This window comes from Streptomyces sp. NPDC005141, from assembly GCF_053599975.1.
On sequence record NZ_JBSFYW010000025.1, the window covers coordinates 50,270 to 68,909 of the forward strand.

The 18,640-nt window shown below is 70.5% G+C and carries 11 protein-coding genes; 5 read left to right on the forward strand and 6 right to left on the reverse strand.

The window, feature by feature from the left end; genetic code table 11:
* Window positions 1-138: 138 nt before the first annotated feature.
* On the reverse strand, window positions 139-1,965 hold the full coding sequence (locus ACWD68_RS20945; RefSeq protein WP_451807922.1) for a phosphoenolpyruvate carboxykinase (GTP): 1,827 nt from the start codon (window positions 1,963-1,965) through the stop codon (window positions 139-141).
* Between the two features lie 324 nt (window positions 1,966-2,289).
* Between ACWD68_RS20945 and trhA the strand changes: the two genes are divergently transcribed.
* From trhA to ACWD68_RS20965, 4 genes are all read left to right on the forward strand, one after another.
* Entirely contained in the window at window positions 2,290-3,003 is a 714-nt protein-coding gene (trhA, locus tag ACWD68_RS20950; RefSeq protein WP_451807923.1) for a PAQR family membrane homeostasis protein TrhA, read from the forward strand.
* Between the two features lie 156 nt (window positions 3,004-3,159).
* Window positions 3,160-4,725 carry an MFS transporter gene (locus ACWD68_RS20955; RefSeq protein ID WP_451807924.1) on the forward strand — a complete coding sequence of 522 codons (1,566 nt, stop codon included), beginning with the start codon at window positions 3,160-3,162 and terminating at the stop codon, window positions 4,723-4,725.
* Window positions 4,722-5,393 (forward strand): TetR/AcrR family transcriptional regulator, encoded by a 672-nt coding sequence (locus ACWD68_RS20960; RefSeq protein ID WP_451807925.1) that lies wholly within the window; start codon window positions 4,722-4,724, stop codon window positions 5,391-5,393. Before ACWD68_RS20955 ends, ACWD68_RS20960 begins: the two co-directional genes overlap by 4 nt.
* 4 nt (window positions 5,394-5,397) lie before the next feature.
* On the forward strand, window positions 5,398-6,129 hold the full coding sequence (locus ACWD68_RS20965) for a Mut7-C RNAse domain-containing protein (protein ID WP_451807926.1): 732 nt from the start codon (window positions 5,398-5,400) through the stop codon (window positions 6,127-6,129).
* An 88-nt stretch (window positions 6,130-6,217) separates the two neighbouring features.
* On the opposite strand, the gene ACWD68_RS20970 is transcribed toward ACWD68_RS20965, so the two are convergent.
* The 5 genes from ACWD68_RS20970 to ACWD68_RS20990 all read right to left on the reverse strand — a co-directional run bounded on the left by ACWD68_RS20970 (window position 6,218) and on the right by ACWD68_RS20990 (window position 14,987).
* Window positions 6,218-8,482, reverse strand: coding sequence for a galactose oxidase-like domain-containing protein (locus ACWD68_RS20970; RefSeq protein ID WP_451807971.1), 2,265 nt, complete (start codon window positions 8,480-8,482; stop codon window positions 6,218-6,220).
* Between the two features lie 143 nt (window positions 8,483-8,625).
* Window positions 8,626-9,843 (reverse strand): glycosyltransferase, encoded by a 1,218-nt coding sequence (locus ACWD68_RS20975; protein WP_451807927.1) that lies wholly within the window; start codon window positions 9,841-9,843, stop codon window positions 8,626-8,628.
* Window positions 9,840-11,507 (reverse strand): ArnT family glycosyltransferase, encoded by a 1,668-nt coding sequence (locus ACWD68_RS20980; protein ID WP_451807928.1) that lies wholly within the window; start codon window positions 11,505-11,507, stop codon window positions 9,840-9,842. Before ACWD68_RS20980 ends, ACWD68_RS20975 begins: the two co-directional genes overlap by 4 nt.
* On the reverse strand, window positions 11,504-12,766 hold the full coding sequence (locus ACWD68_RS20985) for a glycosyltransferase (RefSeq protein ID WP_451807929.1): 1,263 nt from the start codon (window positions 12,764-12,766) through the stop codon (window positions 11,504-11,506). Before ACWD68_RS20985 ends, ACWD68_RS20980 begins: the two co-directional genes overlap by 4 nt.
* A 184-nt stretch (window positions 12,767-12,950) precedes the next feature.
* Complete coding sequence (locus ACWD68_RS20990) at window positions 12,951-14,987, reverse strand: thioredoxin domain-containing protein (protein ID WP_451807930.1); 2,037 nt, start codon at window positions 14,985-14,987, stop codon at window positions 12,951-12,953.
* A gap of 320 nt (window positions 14,988-15,307) precedes the next feature.
* Between ACWD68_RS20990 and ACWD68_RS20995 the strand changes: the two genes are divergently transcribed.
* The gene (locus ACWD68_RS20995; RefSeq protein ID WP_451807931.1) at window positions 15,308-18,502 is read left to right on the forward strand and encodes a tetratricopeptide repeat protein; all 3,195 of its coding nucleotides are present in this window, start codon (window positions 15,308-15,310) and stop codon (window positions 18,500-18,502) included.
* The last annotated feature ends 138 nt before the right edge of the window (window positions 18,503-18,640 follow it).

Below are 18,640 nucleotides of genomic sequence, written 5' to 3' on the forward strand. Positions count from 1 at the left end.
GCAGGGGTGGAGGGGACGAAAAAGCCGGGGTCCCGCACAGGTGTGCGCGGGACCCCGGCGGGGTGCTGTCACCGCGGCCGACCTCCGCAACGGTCGCAGGTCAGGGCAACTCGGTCGGCCGCGGAGTCACAGGGGGTGTCAGCCCAGGCGCTGCACCAGCGCGCGGTACTCGTCCCACAGTTCCTTCGGCGTGTGCTCGCCGAAGGTGTTGAGGTGCTCGGGGACCAGGGCGGCCTCCTCGCGCCAGACCTCCTTGTCGACCGTGAGCAGGAAGTCGAGGTCGGCGTCGGCCAGTTCGAGACCGTCGGTGTCGAGGGACTCCCGGGTCGGCAGGACGCCGATCGGGGTCTCGACGCCCTCGGCCTTGCCGTCGAGGCGCTCGACGATCCACTTCAGGACGCGGCTGTTCTCGCCGAAGCCGGGCCACACGAACTTGCCCGCGTCGTTCTTGCGGAACCAGTTCACGTAGTAGATCTTCGGGAGCTTCGCCTGGTCCTTGTCCTTGGCGACGTCGACCCAGTGGCCCATGTAGTCGCCCATGTTGTAGCCGCAGAACGGCAGCATGGCGAAGGGGTCGCGGCGCAGCTCGCCGACCTTGCCCTCGGCGGCGGCGGTCTTCTCGGAGGCGACGTTCGCGCCGAGGAAGACACCGTGGTTCCAGTCGAAGGACTCCGTCACCAGCGGCACGGCCGTGGCGCGGCGGCCGCCGAAGAGGATCGCCGAGATCGGCACGCCCTTGGGGTCCTCCCACTCGGGCGCGATGATCGGGCACTGCGAGGCGGGCACCGTGAAGCGGGCGTTGGGGTGCGCGGCGGGCGCGGCGGACTCCGGCGTCCAGTCGTTGCCCTTCCAGTCGGTCAGGTGTGCCGGGGTCTCCTCCGTCATGCCCTCCCACCAGATGTCGTTGTCGTCGGTGAGCGCGACGTTGGTGAAGACGGAGTTGCCCCACAGGGTCTTCATCGCGTTGGCGTTGGTGTGCTCACCGGTGCCGGGCGCGACGCCGAAGAAGCCGGCCTCGGGGTTGATCGCGTACAGCTGGCCGTCCTCGCCGAACCGCATCCAGGCGATGTCGTCACCGATCGTCTCGACCGTCCAGCCGGAGATCGTGGGCTCCAGCATGGCGAGGTTGGTCTTGCCGCAGGCGCTCGGGAAGGCGGCGGCGACGTACTTCGACTCGCCGTGCGGCGGCGTCAGTTTGAGGATCAGCATGTGCTCGGCGAGCCAGCCCTCGTCCCGCGCCATGACGGAGGCTATGCGCAGGGCGTAGCACTTCTTGCCGAGGAGCGCGTTGCCGCCGTAGCCGGAGCCGTACGACCAGATCTCGCGGGTCTCCGGGAAGTGCGAGATGTACTTCGTGGAGTTGCACGGCCACGGCACGTCCGTCTCGCCCTCGGCCAGCGGTGCTCCGAGCGTGTGCACTGCACGCACGAAGAAGCCGTCGTTGCCGAGTTCGTCCAGGACGGGCTGTCCCATGCGGGTCATGGTGCGCATCGACACGGCGACGTAGGCGGAGTCGGTGATCTCGACGCCGATCGCGGAGAGGTCCGAGCCGAGCGGGCCCATGCAGAACGGGACGACGTACATCGTCCGGCCGCGCATCGAGCCGCGGAAGACGCCACCCTCACCGCCCTGGCCCTGGAAGATCTCCCGCATCTCGGCGGGGGCCTTCCAGTGGTTGGTCGGGCCCGCGTCCTCTTCCTTCTCGGAGCAGATGAACGTACGGTCCTCGACCCGCGCGACATCGGTCGGGTCGGAAGCGGCGTAGTACGAGTTGGGGCGCTTGATCGGGTCGAGCTTCTTGAAGGTGCCCTTACGGACGAGCTCCTCGCTCAGTCGCTCGTACTCGGCCTCGGATCCGTCACACCAGACCACACTGTCCGGCTCGGTCAGTTCGGCGATCTCGTTGACCCACGAGATCAGTTCTTTGTGGTTGGTCGGGACGGGAGCCGCGATGTCGCGCGCCACGATTGCTCCTAAATGAGGGGTTTTGTTGTTGTGCCCCGTGGGGGCTGCGACCCGGATGCTTCACGGTGATTGAACCCCTGGCGCTCATCCGGTGCCGACCGCACTCATTTGATGATCCGACTGAGCCGCGCATATGTCCAGAGGGCCTCACACCTGAGCGGAGTGAGCATCACCACTCGCCGGAGGGTTTCCCCCCGCTCGCTCCGGGTTCACCGCAAGCGCCCCCGCGACGCCCGGCCATCCGCGTGAGATCATGGCCACTATTGCGGTTCACTTACGCGGTACTGACGCGTAACTTACGGTTCCGTAGGTACGATTCGGCCCATGACTGCGTCCGTCCCCGACGCGCCCACGGACACGCCGGCCGCCGGCCCCGCGTCTGTCGCGCACTCACTGTCGGAAGAGATCAAGCCCAAGCTCCGCGGCTGGCTGCACCTCGGCATGTTCCCGGCCGCCCTCGTCTCCGGACTGGTCCTCACCGCGCTGGCGGACTCGACCCGTGGCCGCATCGCCTGCGGAATCTTCGCCCTGACGGCCTGCCTCCTGTTCGGGGTGAGCGCCCTCTACCACCGCGGCAACTGGAGCCCGCGGATGGACGGCGTCCTGCGCAGACTCGACCACGCGAACATCTTCCTGATCATCGCGGGCACCTACACGCCGCTGACCATGCTGCTGCTGCCGGAGGCCAAGGGGCAGTGGCTCCTGTGGAGCATCTGGGCGGCCGCGACGGCGGGCATCATCTTCCGGGTCTTCTGGGTCGGCGCCCCGCGCTGGCTCTACACGCCCTGCTACATCGCGATGGGCTGGGCGGCCGTCTTCTTCCTTCCCGACTTCATGCGGACGGGAGGCATCGCCGTCCTCGTCCTGGTGATCGTCGGCGGTCTGCTCTACAGCGCGGGCGGAGTGATCTACGGGATCAAGCGCCCCAACCCGTCACCGCGCTGGTTCGGATTCCACGAGGTCTTCCACTCCCTCACCCTCGCGGCGTTCATCGTGCACTACGTCGGCATCTCGCTGGTGGCCTACCGGCACGGCTGACCCACCCCTCCCCCCTCCTCTTCAGTGGCCGCGGCTCCCAAGCCGCGGCCACTGCGCGTTTCCGGCACCGCGAACGCCGCCTCAGCCACCCCTTCCCGCGAACTGATAGTCCCGATGAATTGACAGCATTTATCTTTTGATAGTTACTTTCAATTTATGGAGACTTCCACGCACGACGACGCCGCTCGGCGCGACCCCCGCCGCTGGTGGGCCCTCGGGGCCCTGGTCGCGAGCATGCTCGTACTCGGCTTCGACATGACGATCCTCAATGTGGCGCTGCCGACGATGGCCCGGGACCTGGGCGCGTCCACCGGGGCGCAGCAGTGGATGGCGGACGCGTACGTCGTCGTCTTCGCCTCCCTGATGCTCCCGGCGGGCCTGCTCGGCGACCGCTTCGGACGGCGCCGCATGCTCATCACCGGCCTCGGCGTCTTCCTCGCCGGCTCCCTGGTCGGCGCCCTCGTCGACGACGTCACCTGGGTGATCGCCGCCCGCGCCCTGATGGGTGTCGGCGGCGCGCTGGTGATGCCGCTCGCGCTCGCCGTCCTGCCCTCGCTGTTCGGACCCGACGAGCGCACCAAGGCCGTCGGAGCCGTCTCCGCGGCCTCGGCGCTCGGCCTGCCGCTGGGCCCGATCATCGGTGGCTGGCTGCTGGACCACTTCTGGTGGGGCTCGGTCTTCCTGGTCAACGTGCCGATGGCCGCCATCGGCATCACCGCCTGCGTCCTCCTGCTCCCCGAGACCCGAGACCCGGCAGCGCCCAAGGTCGACGCGGTCTCCACCGCGCTCACCGCGGTCGGCCTCAGCGTCCTGATCTACGCCATCATCGAGGCTCCGACCCACGGCTGGGGCGACCCGCTCGTCCTCGGCTGCTTCGCCGCCTCCGTCCTCCTGATCGCGCTGCTCGTCGTCCGCGAACGCCGCAGCCCCCGCCCGATGCTGGACCTCTCCCTGCTCGCCCAGCGCGGCTTCCTGCTCAACACACTCGCCGCGACGCTCGTCATGTTCGTGCTGTCCGGCCTGATGTTCGTACTGCCGCAGTACCTCCAGGCGGTGCTCGGACACGACGCGCTCGCGACCGGCGTGCGGATGCTGCCGATGATGGGCGGCCTGCTGATCGCCTCCCGGGGCGCTCAGCCGCTGCTCGCCCGGTTCGGGGCGCGCGCGGTGATCAGCGCGGGTCTCGTCGTCCTCTCCTTCGCCGCGTTCCTCGGCAGCCGTACGACCGTCGACGACGGGTACGGCGTCACCGCCCTGTGGCTGTCCATCGCCGGGCTCGGTTTCGGCTTCGCCGTGGTGCCCGCGATGTCCGCCGCCCTCGGCGCACTCCCCCGCGACCGGGCCGGCAGCGGCTCCGGACTGCTGATGACCGTGCGCCAGGTGGGCAGCGCGATCGGCATCGCCCTGCTCGGCTCACTGCTGGCGAGCACCTACGCCGACCGCCTCGGCACCTCCGCGCTGCCGCGCGCCGCCGCGGACGTCGCCGCCGACTCGGTGGTCGGCGCCCATGTGGTCGCCGACCGGCTCGGCGACCCCGCCCTCGCCGCCTCCGCGAACGCCGCGTACATCCACGGCATGGACCTGGTCCTGCTGGTCAGTGGGGTCGCGTCCCTGCTCACCGCCCTGCTGGCGGCGGCCCTGCTGCCGAACCCCCGGCGGTCCGCCCCCGTACCGGAGGAGGACACCGACATGGCCCCGGCCCCGGCTGATGCCGGACAATGAGGACCATGGCCGCCACCGCACAGAGTTCCACTCCCGCCACGGAGCCCCAGCCCGGGCTCCGTGAGCGGAAGAAGATCAAGACCCGCATCGCGATCCGCGAGGCGACGTACCGGCTGATCGAGGAGCAGGGGTACGACGCGACGACGATCGAGCAGATCGCGGAGGCGGCCGAGGTCTCCCCGTCCACGGTGTTCCGCTACTTCCCGACCAAGGAGGACATCGTCCTCACGGACGAGTACGACCCGCTCCTGGAACAGGAGCTGCGGGAGCGCCCCGCGGACGAACCGTGGTTCGAGTCCCTGCGCCATGTGCTCAGGAAGGCCATCGGCATCAGCAACTCCGAGGACCCCGAGGTCACCCGGCTCCGGACGCGGCTGATGGTCGAGGTCCCCGCCGTGCGTTCCCGGATGATGGAGAGCATGTCCGTCACCGGGCGGCTGCTGAGCCGGGCCATCGGGGAGCGCGTCGGGCGGGACCCGGACAGCCTGGAGGTCCGTGTCTTCGCGATGTCGCTGATCGGCGGTCTGATGGAGACCTCCCTGTACTGGGCCGAGACCGGCCAGGGGGACGACTTCGCGGACCTCGTCGAGCGCGCCGTGAACGTCCTGGAACACGGTCTGCAGCCGGGAAACCCGGAGGCCGCGGGTGCGCCCCGCATGACATCCTGACCGCGTGAACGGACCGGAGATCCACATCGAATTCGCCCCCGAACTGGGGCTGTTCGTCCCGCAGACACGCCGCACGGGAGTCACCCCCGTCGGCACCGACGGCTCCTCCACCCTCGGTCATGTCGTCGAGTCGCTCGGCGTCCCGCTGACGGAGGTCGGCACCCTGGTCGTGGACGGGCGTGACGTGCCCTTCTCGCACATCCCGGCCGCGGGCGAGTCCGTGCGGGTCCGCCCGGTCGAACGCCCGCAGCGGGTCCCCGGCGCCCCCCTGCGCTTCCTCCTCGACGTCCATCTCGGCACCCTCGCCCGCCGGATGCGCCTCCTCGGCGTCGACACCGCGTACGAGTCCACCGACATCGGCGACCCGGCTCTCGCCGCCCGTTCGGCGGCCGAGCGGCGCGTGCTGCTCAGCCGCGACCGCGGACTGCTGCGGCGCCGCGAACTGTGGGCGGGCGGCTTCGTCTACAGCACCCGCCCCGACGACCAACTCCGCGACGTACTGGGCCGGTTCGCACCCGAACTGAAGCCCTGGACACGCTGCACCGCGTGCAACGGCCTGCTCGGGAGGGCCACCAAGGAGCAGGTCGCGGACCAGCTGGAGAGCGGCACCGAGCGGTCGTACGACGTCTTCGCCCAGTGCGAGGAGTGCGGGCGCGCCTACTGGAAGGGCGCGCACCACGACCGGCTGGAATCGGTCGTGGAGCGCGCCCTCGCGGAGTTCGGGACCGGTCGGTGAGCTCCGCGAGTACGGGACCGGCCATCCGACCTGACGGGCCGCCGGCCGGGGTCGTCCCCCGGCCCCGGCCCCGGCCCCCGCTCCCGCTCTAGCGCCTGATCAGATCCTTCGCGCCGCAGGCCAGTCCGTCCCTGCTGGGATCGAGTCCGAGCGGATCGTCCTTTCCGTTGATCCTCAGCCGTCCGTAGTCGTTCTTCTTCAGCCACGCGCAACGGGAGGCCGTCGTCTTCCGCACCCCGTCCGGGAAGGCCGTCGGCACACAGACGTTGACGGTGCCGTAGTGGCGGTCGCAGCCGGAGATGGTGGTGGACACCTTCTGGGAGGTCCGCTTCCTGCCCGGCTCCGTGACCGTTCCCTCCAGGGAATCGGCGAAGGAGTGGACATGCGCCGAGGCGGTGTCCGCGGCGAGTGCGGACGGCCCCTGGAGGTGCACCCACTTGGCCACCGACGGAACCCCGTTGGCGTCGACCGCGAAGAGCATGTACCAGCCGGGCGGCGCCATGTTGGGGTTGCTCGTCACATTGAGGTCGATGTTGTTGCCGTCCACGCTCAGCGGCAGGTCCACGAACCGCTGATTGGGGTCGGACGAGTGCGTCACCGCGGCGGGCCGGATCAACTCCGCCTTCACGATGGGCCGGTCGACGGTGATGCGCTGCGTGTCCCCGTACACCCACTCGCTGTCGATCACCGAAGTGATCGTCGGGCGGGCGCCCTTGAGGAGGTACGGCGGGGTGTAGATGGACACGTTGTGGTTCCAGGTGCCGTTGCCCGGGTTGTCACCGGTGGCCATCACCCGGCCGTCGGGCAGCAGGAACGCGGAGGAGTGATAGCCCCGCGCCTCCGGGTCGGCGGTCACCGGGTCGAACGTCGAGGTCGCCGGGTCGAAGACCGACGCCTCGTAGACGGGGTCGGCTCGGTTGTGCAGTCCGCCGCCCGTCTCCAGGACCTTGCCGTCGGGCAGCAGTACGGCGGAGACGTACATCTTCCCCTGGGCGCCGGTCTGCGCCACCTTGCCGTTGCCGAGGTCCACCGTGCCCTGCGGGATCTGCGGGCCCACCGTGTACGCGGGGCCGGCGGCCTTGAGGTCGATGATGTCGGTGAGCCGGTTGGCGGCCGGGTTCGAGTCGATGTTGCCGCCGCCGATGGTCAGGACCTTCTGGTCCTGTGCGGGAGGCAGCAGCACGCTCGCGGACTGGTCGCGTTCGTCCTTGTTCTGCAGACCGGGGACCGCGGTCGTGGTGTTGGCGTCGTAGTCGTAGATCGCCGAGCCGGTGCCCGGGGTGCCGTTGCCGAAGACATGGCTGCCCGAGTAGAAGAGCCGGCCGTCCTGCATCAGGATCATCGACGGGTACAGACCCCAGAACGACCACGTCTGGTTGACCTGCCACAGCGGCAGCCACTGCTGCTGGGCGTTCGACCACCGCTCGGCGGTCACCGAACCCGAGGAGTCCTCGCGCAGACCGCCGAACGAGATGATGTCACCGTTGCCCAGCTCGGTGGCCGACGGATACCAGTGACCGTCGTTCAGGTCGTTCGTCCTGCTGTACGTCTCGGTGACCGGGTCGAAGATGTACGAGTCCTTGTAGCCCTCGTACCCGTGCCCGCCCGCGACCGGGAAGGCCTTGTTGCCGCTCATCACCAGCACCCGCCCGTCGGCGAGCTGGACGTGCCCGGCACAGAACATGTCCTTGGGCGTGGGGATCACCTTGTACGAGCCGGTCGCCGGGTTGTAGACCGCCGACGTGAACGTGCCCGCGTCGAAGTTCTCCTCGCTGTTCCCGGAACCCGCGATCAGCAGCACCTTGCCGTTCTTGAGGACGACGGAGTGCATGGAGCGCACGGGGTTCTGCGTCGGCAGGACCGTCCACTTCCCGTTCGCGCACTCCTCGGCCGTACTCGTGCAGGTGGCCGGCGGAACGGGGTCGGCGACCTGCTCCATCGTGTAGTCGTCGGTCGTCGCGGAACCCGTGCCGTACACGGACACGCCCCAGGTGATGCGGTCGGTGCCCGCCGGGACGGCCGGAGTGCGCACCGTCGCCTGCGTCCAGGCCGCCGCCATGTCCAGGGTCTTGAGATCGGTCCAGTACTGCCAGCCCGCCGTCGTGTCGTGCCGGAAGAGCGTGATGGCCGCGTCGGGGGTGGTCGTCTTGTAGTAGAGCCCGAGGTCGTACTGCTTGCCCGCGGTGACCACCGGCGCGCACGCGGCGGACTCGGTGATCAGCGCCTTGCGGTCGCCGTCGACCCGGCGGGTCAGCGTGACCTTCATGGCCTTGGAGCCGGAATGGGCGTCGCTCACGGTCGCGAAACTGAAGTCGTTGTCGCCCCAGCCGGACTTCTCCCAGCAGGACGGCATGCCGTCCGTTCCGCCGGTCTCGAAGCCCGGGTTGGTGACGAGGTTGGCGGCCGACGCGGGCTGCGGTGACACGAGCAGCAGCCCGGCCGCGAGGCCCGTCACGGCCAGCAGTGCGGTTCTCCGACGTGGTCTCACCCGGAATTTCACGCGGTTCTCCTTGCTGTGCGTTCGCGGCCGCGGCTCCCGCGTCCGCTCGGGCTGCTGCGGCGCGGCAGATAGACCAGCGCTTCGGTCCCGACGAAGCGCAGAACGAAGGTCGTCACCAGAGCCAGCGCCGTGGCGGACAGGGCGCTCATGCCGAAGCGGTGGACGAAGAGCGCGATCAGCGGGATGCGCAGCACCAGATCGGCGTTGGCGAGCAGCGCGAACCGGCCCAGGCGGTCCCACCGGTTGCGGTGCTTGCGGCGCTCGCGGAACAGCAGATGCTCGATGAGCAGGAAGTTCCAGGCCACGCCCAGCTGGTTGGCCAGGATCTCCGCCGGAACGTAGTGCACTCCGGCGGCGGTGAGCGCGTACAGGCCGAGCAGGTTCGGCACGAAGCCGGTGGCGCCGATCAGCCCGAAGACCACCATGCGGGCGACCGGCGAGGCGGTGCGCAGCCCGACGAGGTGGCGCAGGAACCGGAAGCCCTCCTGGGCGCTCGACTTGGACTCGCCCGCGAACCGGTCCTGGAAGACGAAGGGCACCTCGGTGACCTGGCGGGGGCGGCTGCGCACGGCCAGTTCGAGAAGGATCTTGTAGCCGAGCGGCTGCAGGACCTCGGCGGTGACCGCGCTGCGGCGGATCGCGAAGAATCCGCTCATCGGGTCGCTGATGCCGCGCAGCTTGCGCGGGAAGAGCGTCTTGGTCAGCCAGGTCGCACCCCGCGACACGGCGATGCGGTAGCCGCCCGCGAGTCCTTCCCTGCTGCCGCCCTTGATGTAGCGGCTGGCGACCACCAGGCCCGCGTTCGCCCGCTCACCGGAGGCCACCAACTCCGGTATCAGGGACGCCGGATGCTGGCAGTCCCCGTCCATGACGACGATCCACTGGGAGCTCGCCGCCTTGAGTCCCTCGACGACCGCGCCGCCGAGGCCGCCCTCGGGCACGTCGCGGTGCAGCAGGGTCACCGGGAACGGGCAGTCCTGCGCGGCCTGGAGAATCACCTCGGGGGTGTCGTCCGTGGAGTCGTCCACGAAGAGCACCTCGCAGGGCAGTCGGGCCGGCACCGACTCGGCGATCTGGCGCAGCAACTGCCGTATGTTCGCCGACTCGTTGAAGGTCGGTACGACGATGGTGACGGCACCGGGTTCCGCGACCTCGGCGGCGCGTACCGCCGGGTCGCCCAGTTCGCCCGGGACAGTGCTCTCGAAGCTGCTCATCGACTGCCTCCGGAACGGGCCGTGGTGGTGGTCTCGTTGCTGTCGTCGATCCGCCGGATCTCGATGCGGTCCTCGCCCCTGCCGAAGGTGGCGACCGCCGTGGAGTGCTCGATCGCGGCCTTCACCGTGGGCAGGTCGACCGCGTCGCGCCGTACCGTCGGGGAGGCGACCACGTAGTCGAGGTCCTTCCAGCCGTGCGGCATCGTCCTGGTGACCGCGGGGTCGAGGTCGGCCTTGTAGAACCAGATGGCGCCGAGGCCCGGCCGGTAGCCGTCGTGCACGAGGTCGAGCCAGAGCGCGTCGTCGACCAGGACCCGGGTGTCCTCCGGGTTCCTCACCTCGGTCCTCAGCCATGAAGAGGCCGCCCGGTAGGGGGCGTTGGCGTCGGCGGTCACGGCCGTGCGATCACCGTCGTACCAGCGGGGCACGACATAGGCACCGGCGGCCACCACGAGCACCGCCGCCAGCCCGCGGCGCCCCCACGTCACGTACGTCTTCTCCTCGGCGGTGCGCCGTCTGCGCAGCACCGCGTGGGCGACGCTCGCGGTGCCTCCGGCGAGGACGAGGGCGAGGAAGGGAAGTGCCTGGATGACGTACATCGCGGGCAGGTAGCCGTTCGGGCGCAGGGCCACCAGGGCGAGGATCGCCACGGTGAGCGCGGGTCCGGCCAGGGCGCGCGCGGTCACCGACCAGCGGAAGGTGACCAGGAGGAGCAGCGCGCCCGCGAGTCCGCCGAGCGGCAGGACACGGTCGTAGTACAGCCAGGACTGCAGGACGCCGTACGAGCCGGTACCTCGCTCCAGGATGAACCCGGAGCCGGGGCGGCTCATCTGGTAGGTGATGCCCTCCCAGAGCGAGACGTGTCCGCCCCCCGGGAACAACTCGCCCTTCAGCAGGGCGAAGAGCGGGTACGCGGTGCCGATCAGGACGCACGCGGTGACGGCGCCGGTCAGTGCGAACTTGCGGGTGTCACGGTGGCTGTGCCGCCACATCGTGATGAACAGCGCGGGCAGGATGACCAGCATCGTCTCCTTGGTCAGCACCGCGGTGGCGGCCGCGAGGCCCGCTCCGAAGTGGTGCCAGAGATGACGGCTCGGCGAGGCGGCCAGGCAGAACGCGAGCAATGTCCACATGACCGCGATGTTGTCGAGGAAGATCTCCCGCTGGAGCACGACCGAGAGCGGGGAGAGCCCGAAGAGGACCATCGCGAGGCCGGCCGCCCACCGCGGCAGCGACAGACGGCGCGCGAGGACGTACAGCAGGACCGCGCTCACCGCGCTGACCACGAGCATCGCGAAGCGCATCGAGCCGACGGTCATCAGCGACGGGCTGATGTGCGCGGGAATCCAGGTCAGCAGGGCGATCTGGATCCAGCCGAGCGGCGGGTGGTCGTACCAGTACGTGTAGTGGGCCAGGCCCTTGCCCTGCTGGACGGCCCAGGCCTGGGCGAGGTAGGTGCCCTCGTCGTCGCTGAGGGTCGGGTAGGCGGCGATGTTCCAGCCCTGCACGACGAGGATCGCCGCGAGCAGCACCGCGCACAGGATCAGATCGGAGCGCGAGCTGCGAAAACGCGGGTCACGAAGGGACGCCGGGACGATTTTGGGCGCAGGAGGCCGCTGCGCGGGGACCGTGGGTGTGGTCGCCGCGGGAAGGGTGGAGGTCACGCAGGAACGTCCTCTCGGATCACTTCGGTGAGATGCGCACCGACATGACTGGTCAACTCCCAGTCGTTGCGCCCCCGTTGCTCGCGCCAGACGGCGCGCACGGCGGCACCCGCGAGCAGCACCTGATAGAAGGGACCGCCGACGATGAGCTTCAGGTAGTGCACGAAGCGGACGCGAAGCCCGTACTGCTTACCGAAGTCGTGCAGTCCGACGAGTTCGAAGACGAAGGTGACCAGAGCGGTCACGGCCGGCAGGAACGTGATGAAGGCGATCCCGACGGGCACGTCGAGGAGGAGCGCGACCGCCACGTTGAGCGGGATGATCACACCTGAGATCGCCTGGAGGTACGGCGTCATCAGCGTGTAGCGGGCGAGCAACCGCTGCCCGAATCCCGGCAGTTGCTTCCAGTCGCGCTTGCGGTAGACCTGCAGGAAGCCCTGGTTCCACCGGGTGCGCTGCTTGAGCAGCGACATCAGGGAGCCGGGCGTCTCCTCCTTGGTCACCATGTCGGAGTCGTACGCGACGACGACCTTCTTGCCGACACTGGACAGCCGGACGCCCAGGTCGCAGTCCTCCGCGAGACAGTCGGGGTCCCAGCCGTCGGCCTCCCGCAGGACCGTCGTCCGTACGAAGACGGTGTTGCCGCCGAGCGGGATGAACCCTTTCTGCGCATGCAGATGGAGGCGCGAGCGGAACCAGAAGAAGTACTCCAGGCAGTTGCGCAGGCTGTACCAGCTGGAGTGGAAGTTGATGAGCTGCACCCCGCCCTGGACGACGTCCGCCCGTGTCGTGCGGAACGCGTGGTCGACGTGGGCGAGCAGCTCCGGATGCACCTGGTCCTCGGCGTCGAAGACCCCGACCACATCGCCGCGGCAGTGCGGCAGGGCCGTGTTCATGGCCTTCGGCTTGTTCTTCTTCTCGTGATGGTCGACGACGACACGCACACGTGGATCGCGCGCCTCCGCACTCCGGGCCACCGCGGTGGTCTCCGGGTCGTCGTGCCCCACGATCACGATGATCTCGAAGTCGGTGTGGCTGGATTCCAGCAGTCGCTGGATGGTGTGGTCGAGCACCGCCTGCTCGTGCCGCGCGGGCAGCAGCAGCGAGAAGGACAGGCTCTCACCCCCGTCCGGACGGCTGAAGCGGGTGGAAGCGAGCACTTCGGGCGTACGCCACGCGTGCATCTGCCACCACAAGGTGAAGGCCGCCATCCAGAAGAGCGCCAGTGAAACGGCAGCGATGAAGACAGACGTGAGCAACGGATCCCCCCAGATCACCAAAAACCCCCAGTCGCGACAGCGCGTCACTGCTGCCGCGGCACCGTCCAGAGGCTATGGGTGAACTGTGAAGCACACGGGTTGTCCTGGTGAAGAGCGTGTTTCATCACGCTCGGTCGGCTTCCTGGACAATCGGCACGCTAGGGGCGTTTGGGCCGGTTGAGGGTCACACGTTTCGGCCGTTCAGAGCCGTGCGAAGTCGGTCAGGATCGGTCGTCGGGGCGTCACACGCGAAGTTACGGCAGACGTACGCGGCCGGCTTGCCGTCCACCAGAGGTCGGCCGGAAAGCAGCGGGAGCTCGTCACTCTCCGGCACCCCCACCGCCACGACGGCACCCGGCGCGGTCCCCAGAAGTGCCGCCCGCCGCAGGGCCCTTGTCGCCGGGTCGGCCCCCTCTCCCACCACCGCGACCTCCCGCGGACCGTCGAGCAGCGCCTCGGCCACCGCGAGCCCCCACCCGATGAAGCGGGGCGCCCGCGGCCCCAGCGCCTTCACGACACCCAACGCCGTTTCTGCGGCGGTGCGATGGGGCTCCGCACCGGTCTGCGCGGAGTACGACAGCAGCGCTCCGGCCGCCGCGCTCCATCCCGAGGGCGTGGCGTTGTCGGTGGGGTCCTGCGGACGGCGGATCAACCGTTCGGCGTCGGCCGCCGTGTCGTACAGCGCACCCGACTCGGCGTCCGTGAACTGCGCCAGGACATGGTCGAGCAGGAACCCGGCGAATTCCAGCCAGACTCCTTCCCCGGTGACGGAGGTCAGCGCGAGGAAGCCCTCGGCGACGTCCGCGTAGTCCTCCAGCACCCCGGCATGGGCGCCGACCCGGCCGTCCTTGCTGGTACGGGCCAGCCGCGCCCGGTCGTCCATGTGCAGCCGTACGAGGAGGTCGGCGGCGCCGATCGCGGCCTCCACCAGGTCGGGGCGGTCGAAGTAGGCGCCGGTCTCCGCGAGAGCGGCCACCGCGAGGCCGTTCCAGGCGGCGACCACCTTGTCGTCGCGTCCTGGGGCAGGCCGCCCGGCCCGCACCGCGAGCAGCCGCTCCCGCAGGGAGGTGACCTGCGCCGCGTCGAACACCTCTTCCTGCCGGGGAAGTTGGAGTACGGAGGCCCCTTCCTCGAAGGTGCCCTCCTCGGTGACCCCGAAGTACTGGACCGCGAGTTCGGCGTCCGCGTCCCCGAGCACCTCACGCAACTGCGCGGGTGTCCACACGTAGTACGCGCCCTCGACATGCCGGCCGGTGCCGTCGTCACTGTCCGCGTCGAGGGCGGAGGCGAACCCGCCCTCGTTGGTCCGGAGTTCGCGCACCATGAAGTCGGCGGTCTCCAGAGCGACCCGCCGGCCGAGCTCGGATCCGGTGGAACGCCAGAGGTGGGCGTAGACGCGGCAGAGGAGGGCGTTGTCGTAGAGCATTTTTTCGAAGTGGGGTACGACGAACTCACGGTCGACGGAGTACCGGGCGAAACCGCCGCCGAGCTGGTCGTAGAGGCCGCCGCGCGCCATCCGCTCGCAGGTGTCGACAGCCATCTGCAGAGCGCCCTCGGAGCCGGTCCGCGCGTGGTGGCGCAGCAGGAACTCGATCACCATGGACGGCGGGAACTTGGGCGCCCCGCCGAATCCGCCGTGCGCGGCGTCGTACTCACGGGTGAGTCCGAGCAGTGCTCCGGCCAGCTCCTCCTCGCCCGGCACCTGGCTGTCCCCGAAGGAGATCTCCCGCTCGGCGAGATCCCGCGTGATCTTCCCCGCGACCTCGGCCACCTCGTCCCGCCGGTCGGTCCAGGCGCCGGACACCCCCTCCAGCACCTGCCGGAAGGACGGCATGCCGTGACGGGGCTCGGGCGGGAAGTAGGTGCCGAAGTAGAAGGGCTCGGCGTCGGGGGTGAGGAACACGGTCATCGGCCAGCCACCCTGACCGGTGGCCGCCTGGACCGCCTCCATGTAGACGGCGTCGACGTCGGGCCGTTCCTCCCGGTCGACCTTGATGCTGACGAAGTGCTCGTTCAGATACGCGGCTGTCGCGTCGTCCTCGAAGGATTCGTGGGCCATGACATGGCACCAGTGGCAACTGCTGTACCCGACGCTCAGCAGAACGGGCCGGTTGCTCGCACGGGCCTCGTCGAAGGCCTCGGCCGACCAGGGCCACCAGTGGACGGGGTTGTCGGCGTGCTGGAGCAGGTACGGGGACGTCTCATGGGCCAGTCGGTTCACCTTTCCACTCTCCCACGGCGTCCGGGACGGCGGAGAAGCGCAGAGCGCCGGGCGTGCCCCCTCGGGGCATCTTCACGAGGGTGGCCGTACGGTCGAGCGGGACGCGGTCCTCCCGCGGGGCGCCGGCGGAGGCTCCGCTCGTCCGCGGGGGCGGGAGTGCGTCGAGCGGCCCGGGAGCCCGCGGGTCTCCCGGCGGGGAGCGGCCCGCCGGGTCCGTCGCGTGTGAGCCCCGGCGGGATTGATCGTCGGCCCTCTCGCGTTCGCGTCCTCCCCGAAGGACACTCATAGGCCAGGGAGTTGCTGCCGGAGGGGGACCTGACATGCGGGACAGCCATCGGGCGGAGGCCGAGCGGCTGTTGGCCCGGGCCGTCGAGGAGGAGGTGCGCCGCTCCGGAGGGCGCGTGGACGGCGGCGTGGTGCTGTCGCGGGCGCGGGCCGCGCTCGACGCGATGGCGGAGACGGCCGCCGAGGAGTACACGGCGTACACCCGCGCCCTGGACGAGTCGGAAGAGGGCCGGCAGACCTTCGGGCAGCGGTATGCGCGCGAGGGGGCCGGAACTCCCCTGCTGGTGGCAGCCGTTGGCGCGCTCGCCGCCGTCGTCGCCGACCTGGCCCTCGGCACCGGCGCGGGCACGGCCGTCGGCACCGGCGCGACGGTGGCCGTGGCGGGCGCCGCGGCCACCGTCCTGAAGGTGACGGCCTCGCACGTGCCCGCCGCGAGCCGCCGGGCCGGCGCCCTGGGGCAGCCCGGCGGTCCCGAGCAACTGCGTCTGCAGTGGCTGACGGCCCTGGAGGTACGGGGCATCCGTCCGTTCCTCGACCAGCAGCGCGTCCTCAACGCCTCCACCGGGGCCAAGAAGGGTGCGCCCCAGCTGCGGCGTACCGACAAGAGCGCGGCGGCCCGTCGGCGCAGCGTCCTTGAGCAGTCGTTCGGTCAACTGCCTGAGCCGGACGGCCCGTTCACCGGAAGGAGAGCCGAGCTGTCGCGGGTCGCGCAGTGGGTCCACGCGGCTCGGGCGAGCACGGAGACGAAGCCGACGGTCGTGGTGCTGCACGGCGCGCCCGGCTCCGGCCGCAGCTCGCTCGCGGTCCGGGCGGCGCACGCGCTCAAGGACCAGTTCCGCGGCGCGTGCGTGGTGGACCTGCGCGGCGACAGCCCGGACGACTCGCCGCTCACCACCCGTGACGCGCTGCTCCACCTGCTGAACCGGCTCGGCGCCCCCCGCGAACAGCTTCTCTTCCGCGAGCGATCCTCGCAGGACCAGCAGGTCAGACGGCTGAGCGAGCTGTATCACCAGCATCTGACGGGCTTGCCGGTGACGATCGTGCTGGACGACGCGAGCGACGTCGAGCAGGTGCGCACCCTGGTCCCCGAGCGCTCGGAGAGCCTGGTCCTGGTCACCGCGCGCAAGCCCCTCGAACTGCCCGCCGAACTCGCCGCCTGGGTGCACCAGCTCCCTGTCGAGGCGCTGGACCCGGCGGGCTCCGAGGAGCTGCTGACCGCGGCGGCGCAGGACGCGTCCGGCCCGTACGACGCCGAATCCACCGACCAGGTGCGGGAGTTGTGCGGCGGCCTGCCGCTGGCCCTGCGCGTCGCGGGCTCCTCGCTCGGCCCCCGCACCCCCCGTCAGCTGGCCACCGACCTCGCGGCGTACGGCCCGGTGGAACCCGTGGAGCGGGTGCTGTGGCTGCGCTACACGGACCAGTCGGACATGGCACGCCGGCTGCTGCGCCGGCTGGCCCTGGCCGGCCGTGCCTCGCTGGGCGCGGCCGCGGCGGCGTCGCTGCTCGCGACGGACGAGCCCGAGGCCGTCCGTCATCTGACCGCGCTCTCCCGGGCGGGCCTGATCGACCACGTGCGCGGCAGCCGCTACCGCCTGCACGATCTCGTGCGGGCCTTCGCCGCGGCACGCCTCCTCGACGAGGAGGAGCCCTCGGAGCGCACGGCGGCGCAGGAACGCCTGATCGTGAACTACGCGGAGCTCGCCGACTCGGTGATCCGTCTGGTGGACGGCAAAACGTCGACCCGCGCCGACCAGTTCGGGCCGCACGGCTTCACCTCCCTCGACGCCGCGCTCCGCTGGCTGGATGACGAGTCGAGCTTCATCACCGCGGCTCTGCGGCACGCGGAGGGGGTGAACCAGGCGGCGGTACTGCACCTGCTGGGCGCTCTGTGCGACTACTGCCTGCTGCGCGGGGACCTCTACCGCCTGGGCGAGATCAGCGAGTTGACGCAGGCCGTCGACCAGGGCCTTCTTGTCCGCTCGGTGCAGTGGCGTACCGGCATCGCGGCCCGCCAGCTGGGCGAGCTGGACAAGGCGCGGACGACCCTGGCCTCGGTGGTGGACCTGTATTTCGAGGCCCATCACGACGCGGGGGCGGCCAGGGCGCTCTGCTCCCTCGGCATCACGCTGCACCATCAGGGCAACCTCGTCGAGGCCGCGGCCAAGCTCCAGGAGGCGATGGACCTCCAGGCATCTCCCGAGCTGGCGGCCGACCGTGCCTGGACGATGCACGCGCTCGCGGCGGTCGAGCGCGACAGGTCCCGGCTCGGCCAGGCCCTCGACCTCCTCACCCGGTCGCTGGTCCTGCACCGCGAGAGCGAGTCGGTGCACGGCGAGGCCTGGGCCCACTTCCAGCTCGGTCAGCTGGGCCTGCGGATGGGCGACGTGCCGCGCGCCGAGCGTGAGCTGCGCGAGGCACTCGACCTGTACGGCCGTACGCGCGACGCCCGGGGCGAGGCGTGGGCGCTCACCCAGCTGGCCCGCGCCCGGCTCGTCGAGGGCGATCCGTCCTCCGCGGTCGACGGGCTGCGCCAGGCGTCCTCCCGTCACCGCGAGAACGAGGACGCGCGCGGCGAGGCCTGGACGGTCTACTACCTGGGGCAGGCCCTGGAGGAGACCGGCGATCTGAACCAGGCGGTGCGCGAGCTGGAGCGCTCCCGGACGATGTTCTCCCGTATGCGGGACGTCTACGGCCTGGCCTGTGCCCGCCACCACTCGGCCCGCGTGACCCGCGACCAGCGCGCCGCGCAGACGGGCTCGCTGAGGAATTCGGGCTTCGCCCGTCAGCTCCTCGTGGACGCGCGCGCGGACTTCCAGCGCATCGGGGTGGCCCACGGCGAGGCGTGGACGTGCCTGGAGCTCGCCGTCGTCGACGCGGGAAACGCCCGTACCCAGCAGGCTCTGTCCCTGTGCGACGAGGCCGCCGGGCTGTTCGCCTCGTACGGCGACCATCGCGGGGAGGACTGGGCCCGTTTCCTGCGGTGCACCCTGCTCCCGTACGCGGCCCCGGGGGGCTACGAGGTGGGCGCCGCGGTGGCCCAGGAGGAACTGTCGCAGCTCTCCCGCACCGGCCACTCGACCCGCGACGGCAGGCTCGACGACTTCATCGAGGCGTATCAGCTGCTGCTGGAGCGGGGAGTGGACCTGGACGCCGGGTGGCAGGCCTGGCGCCTGGGCATGGTGCCGGGACGGCACGCGCGCGATGTGATGGGCGTGACGGTGGTGGCGTGAGGTGGTGGCGTGAGGGCTGGTGGGGGTCCTCACGCCGGGGCGCCGGCCACGGGACGGAGGTCCGGCGGTGGCCGGCCATGGCTGAAGCGCCCGTGGCGGCGCCCGCCGGCGACCGCCACGGCTGGCGCTTCCGGGGGC

Bases quoted from the DNA above. Each gene is read 5' to 3' on its own strand.
- trhA (WP_451807923.1), top strand. From the start codon at position 2,290: ATGACTGCGTCCGTCCCCGACGCGCCCACGGACACGCCGGCCGCCGGC.
- ACWD68_RS20955 (WP_451807924.1), top strand. From the start codon at position 3,160: ATGGAGACTTCCACGCACGACGACGCCGCTCGGCGCGACCCCCGCCGC.
- ACWD68_RS20960 (WP_451807925.1), top strand. From the start codon at position 4,722: ATGAGGACCATGGCCGCCACCGCACAGAGTTCCACTCCCGCCACGGAG.
- ACWD68_RS20970 (WP_451807971.1), bottom strand. From the start codon at position 8,482: ATGCCGTCCTGCTGGGAGAAGTCCGGCTGGGGCGACAACGACTTCAGT.
- ACWD68_RS20975 (WP_451807927.1), bottom strand. From the start codon at position 9,843: ATGAGCAGCTTCGAGAGCACTGTCCCGGGCGAACTGGGCGACCCGGCG.
- ACWD68_RS20995 (WP_451807931.1), top strand. From the start codon at position 15,308: ATGCGGGACAGCCATCGGGCGGAGGCCGAGCGGCTGTTGGCCCGGGCC.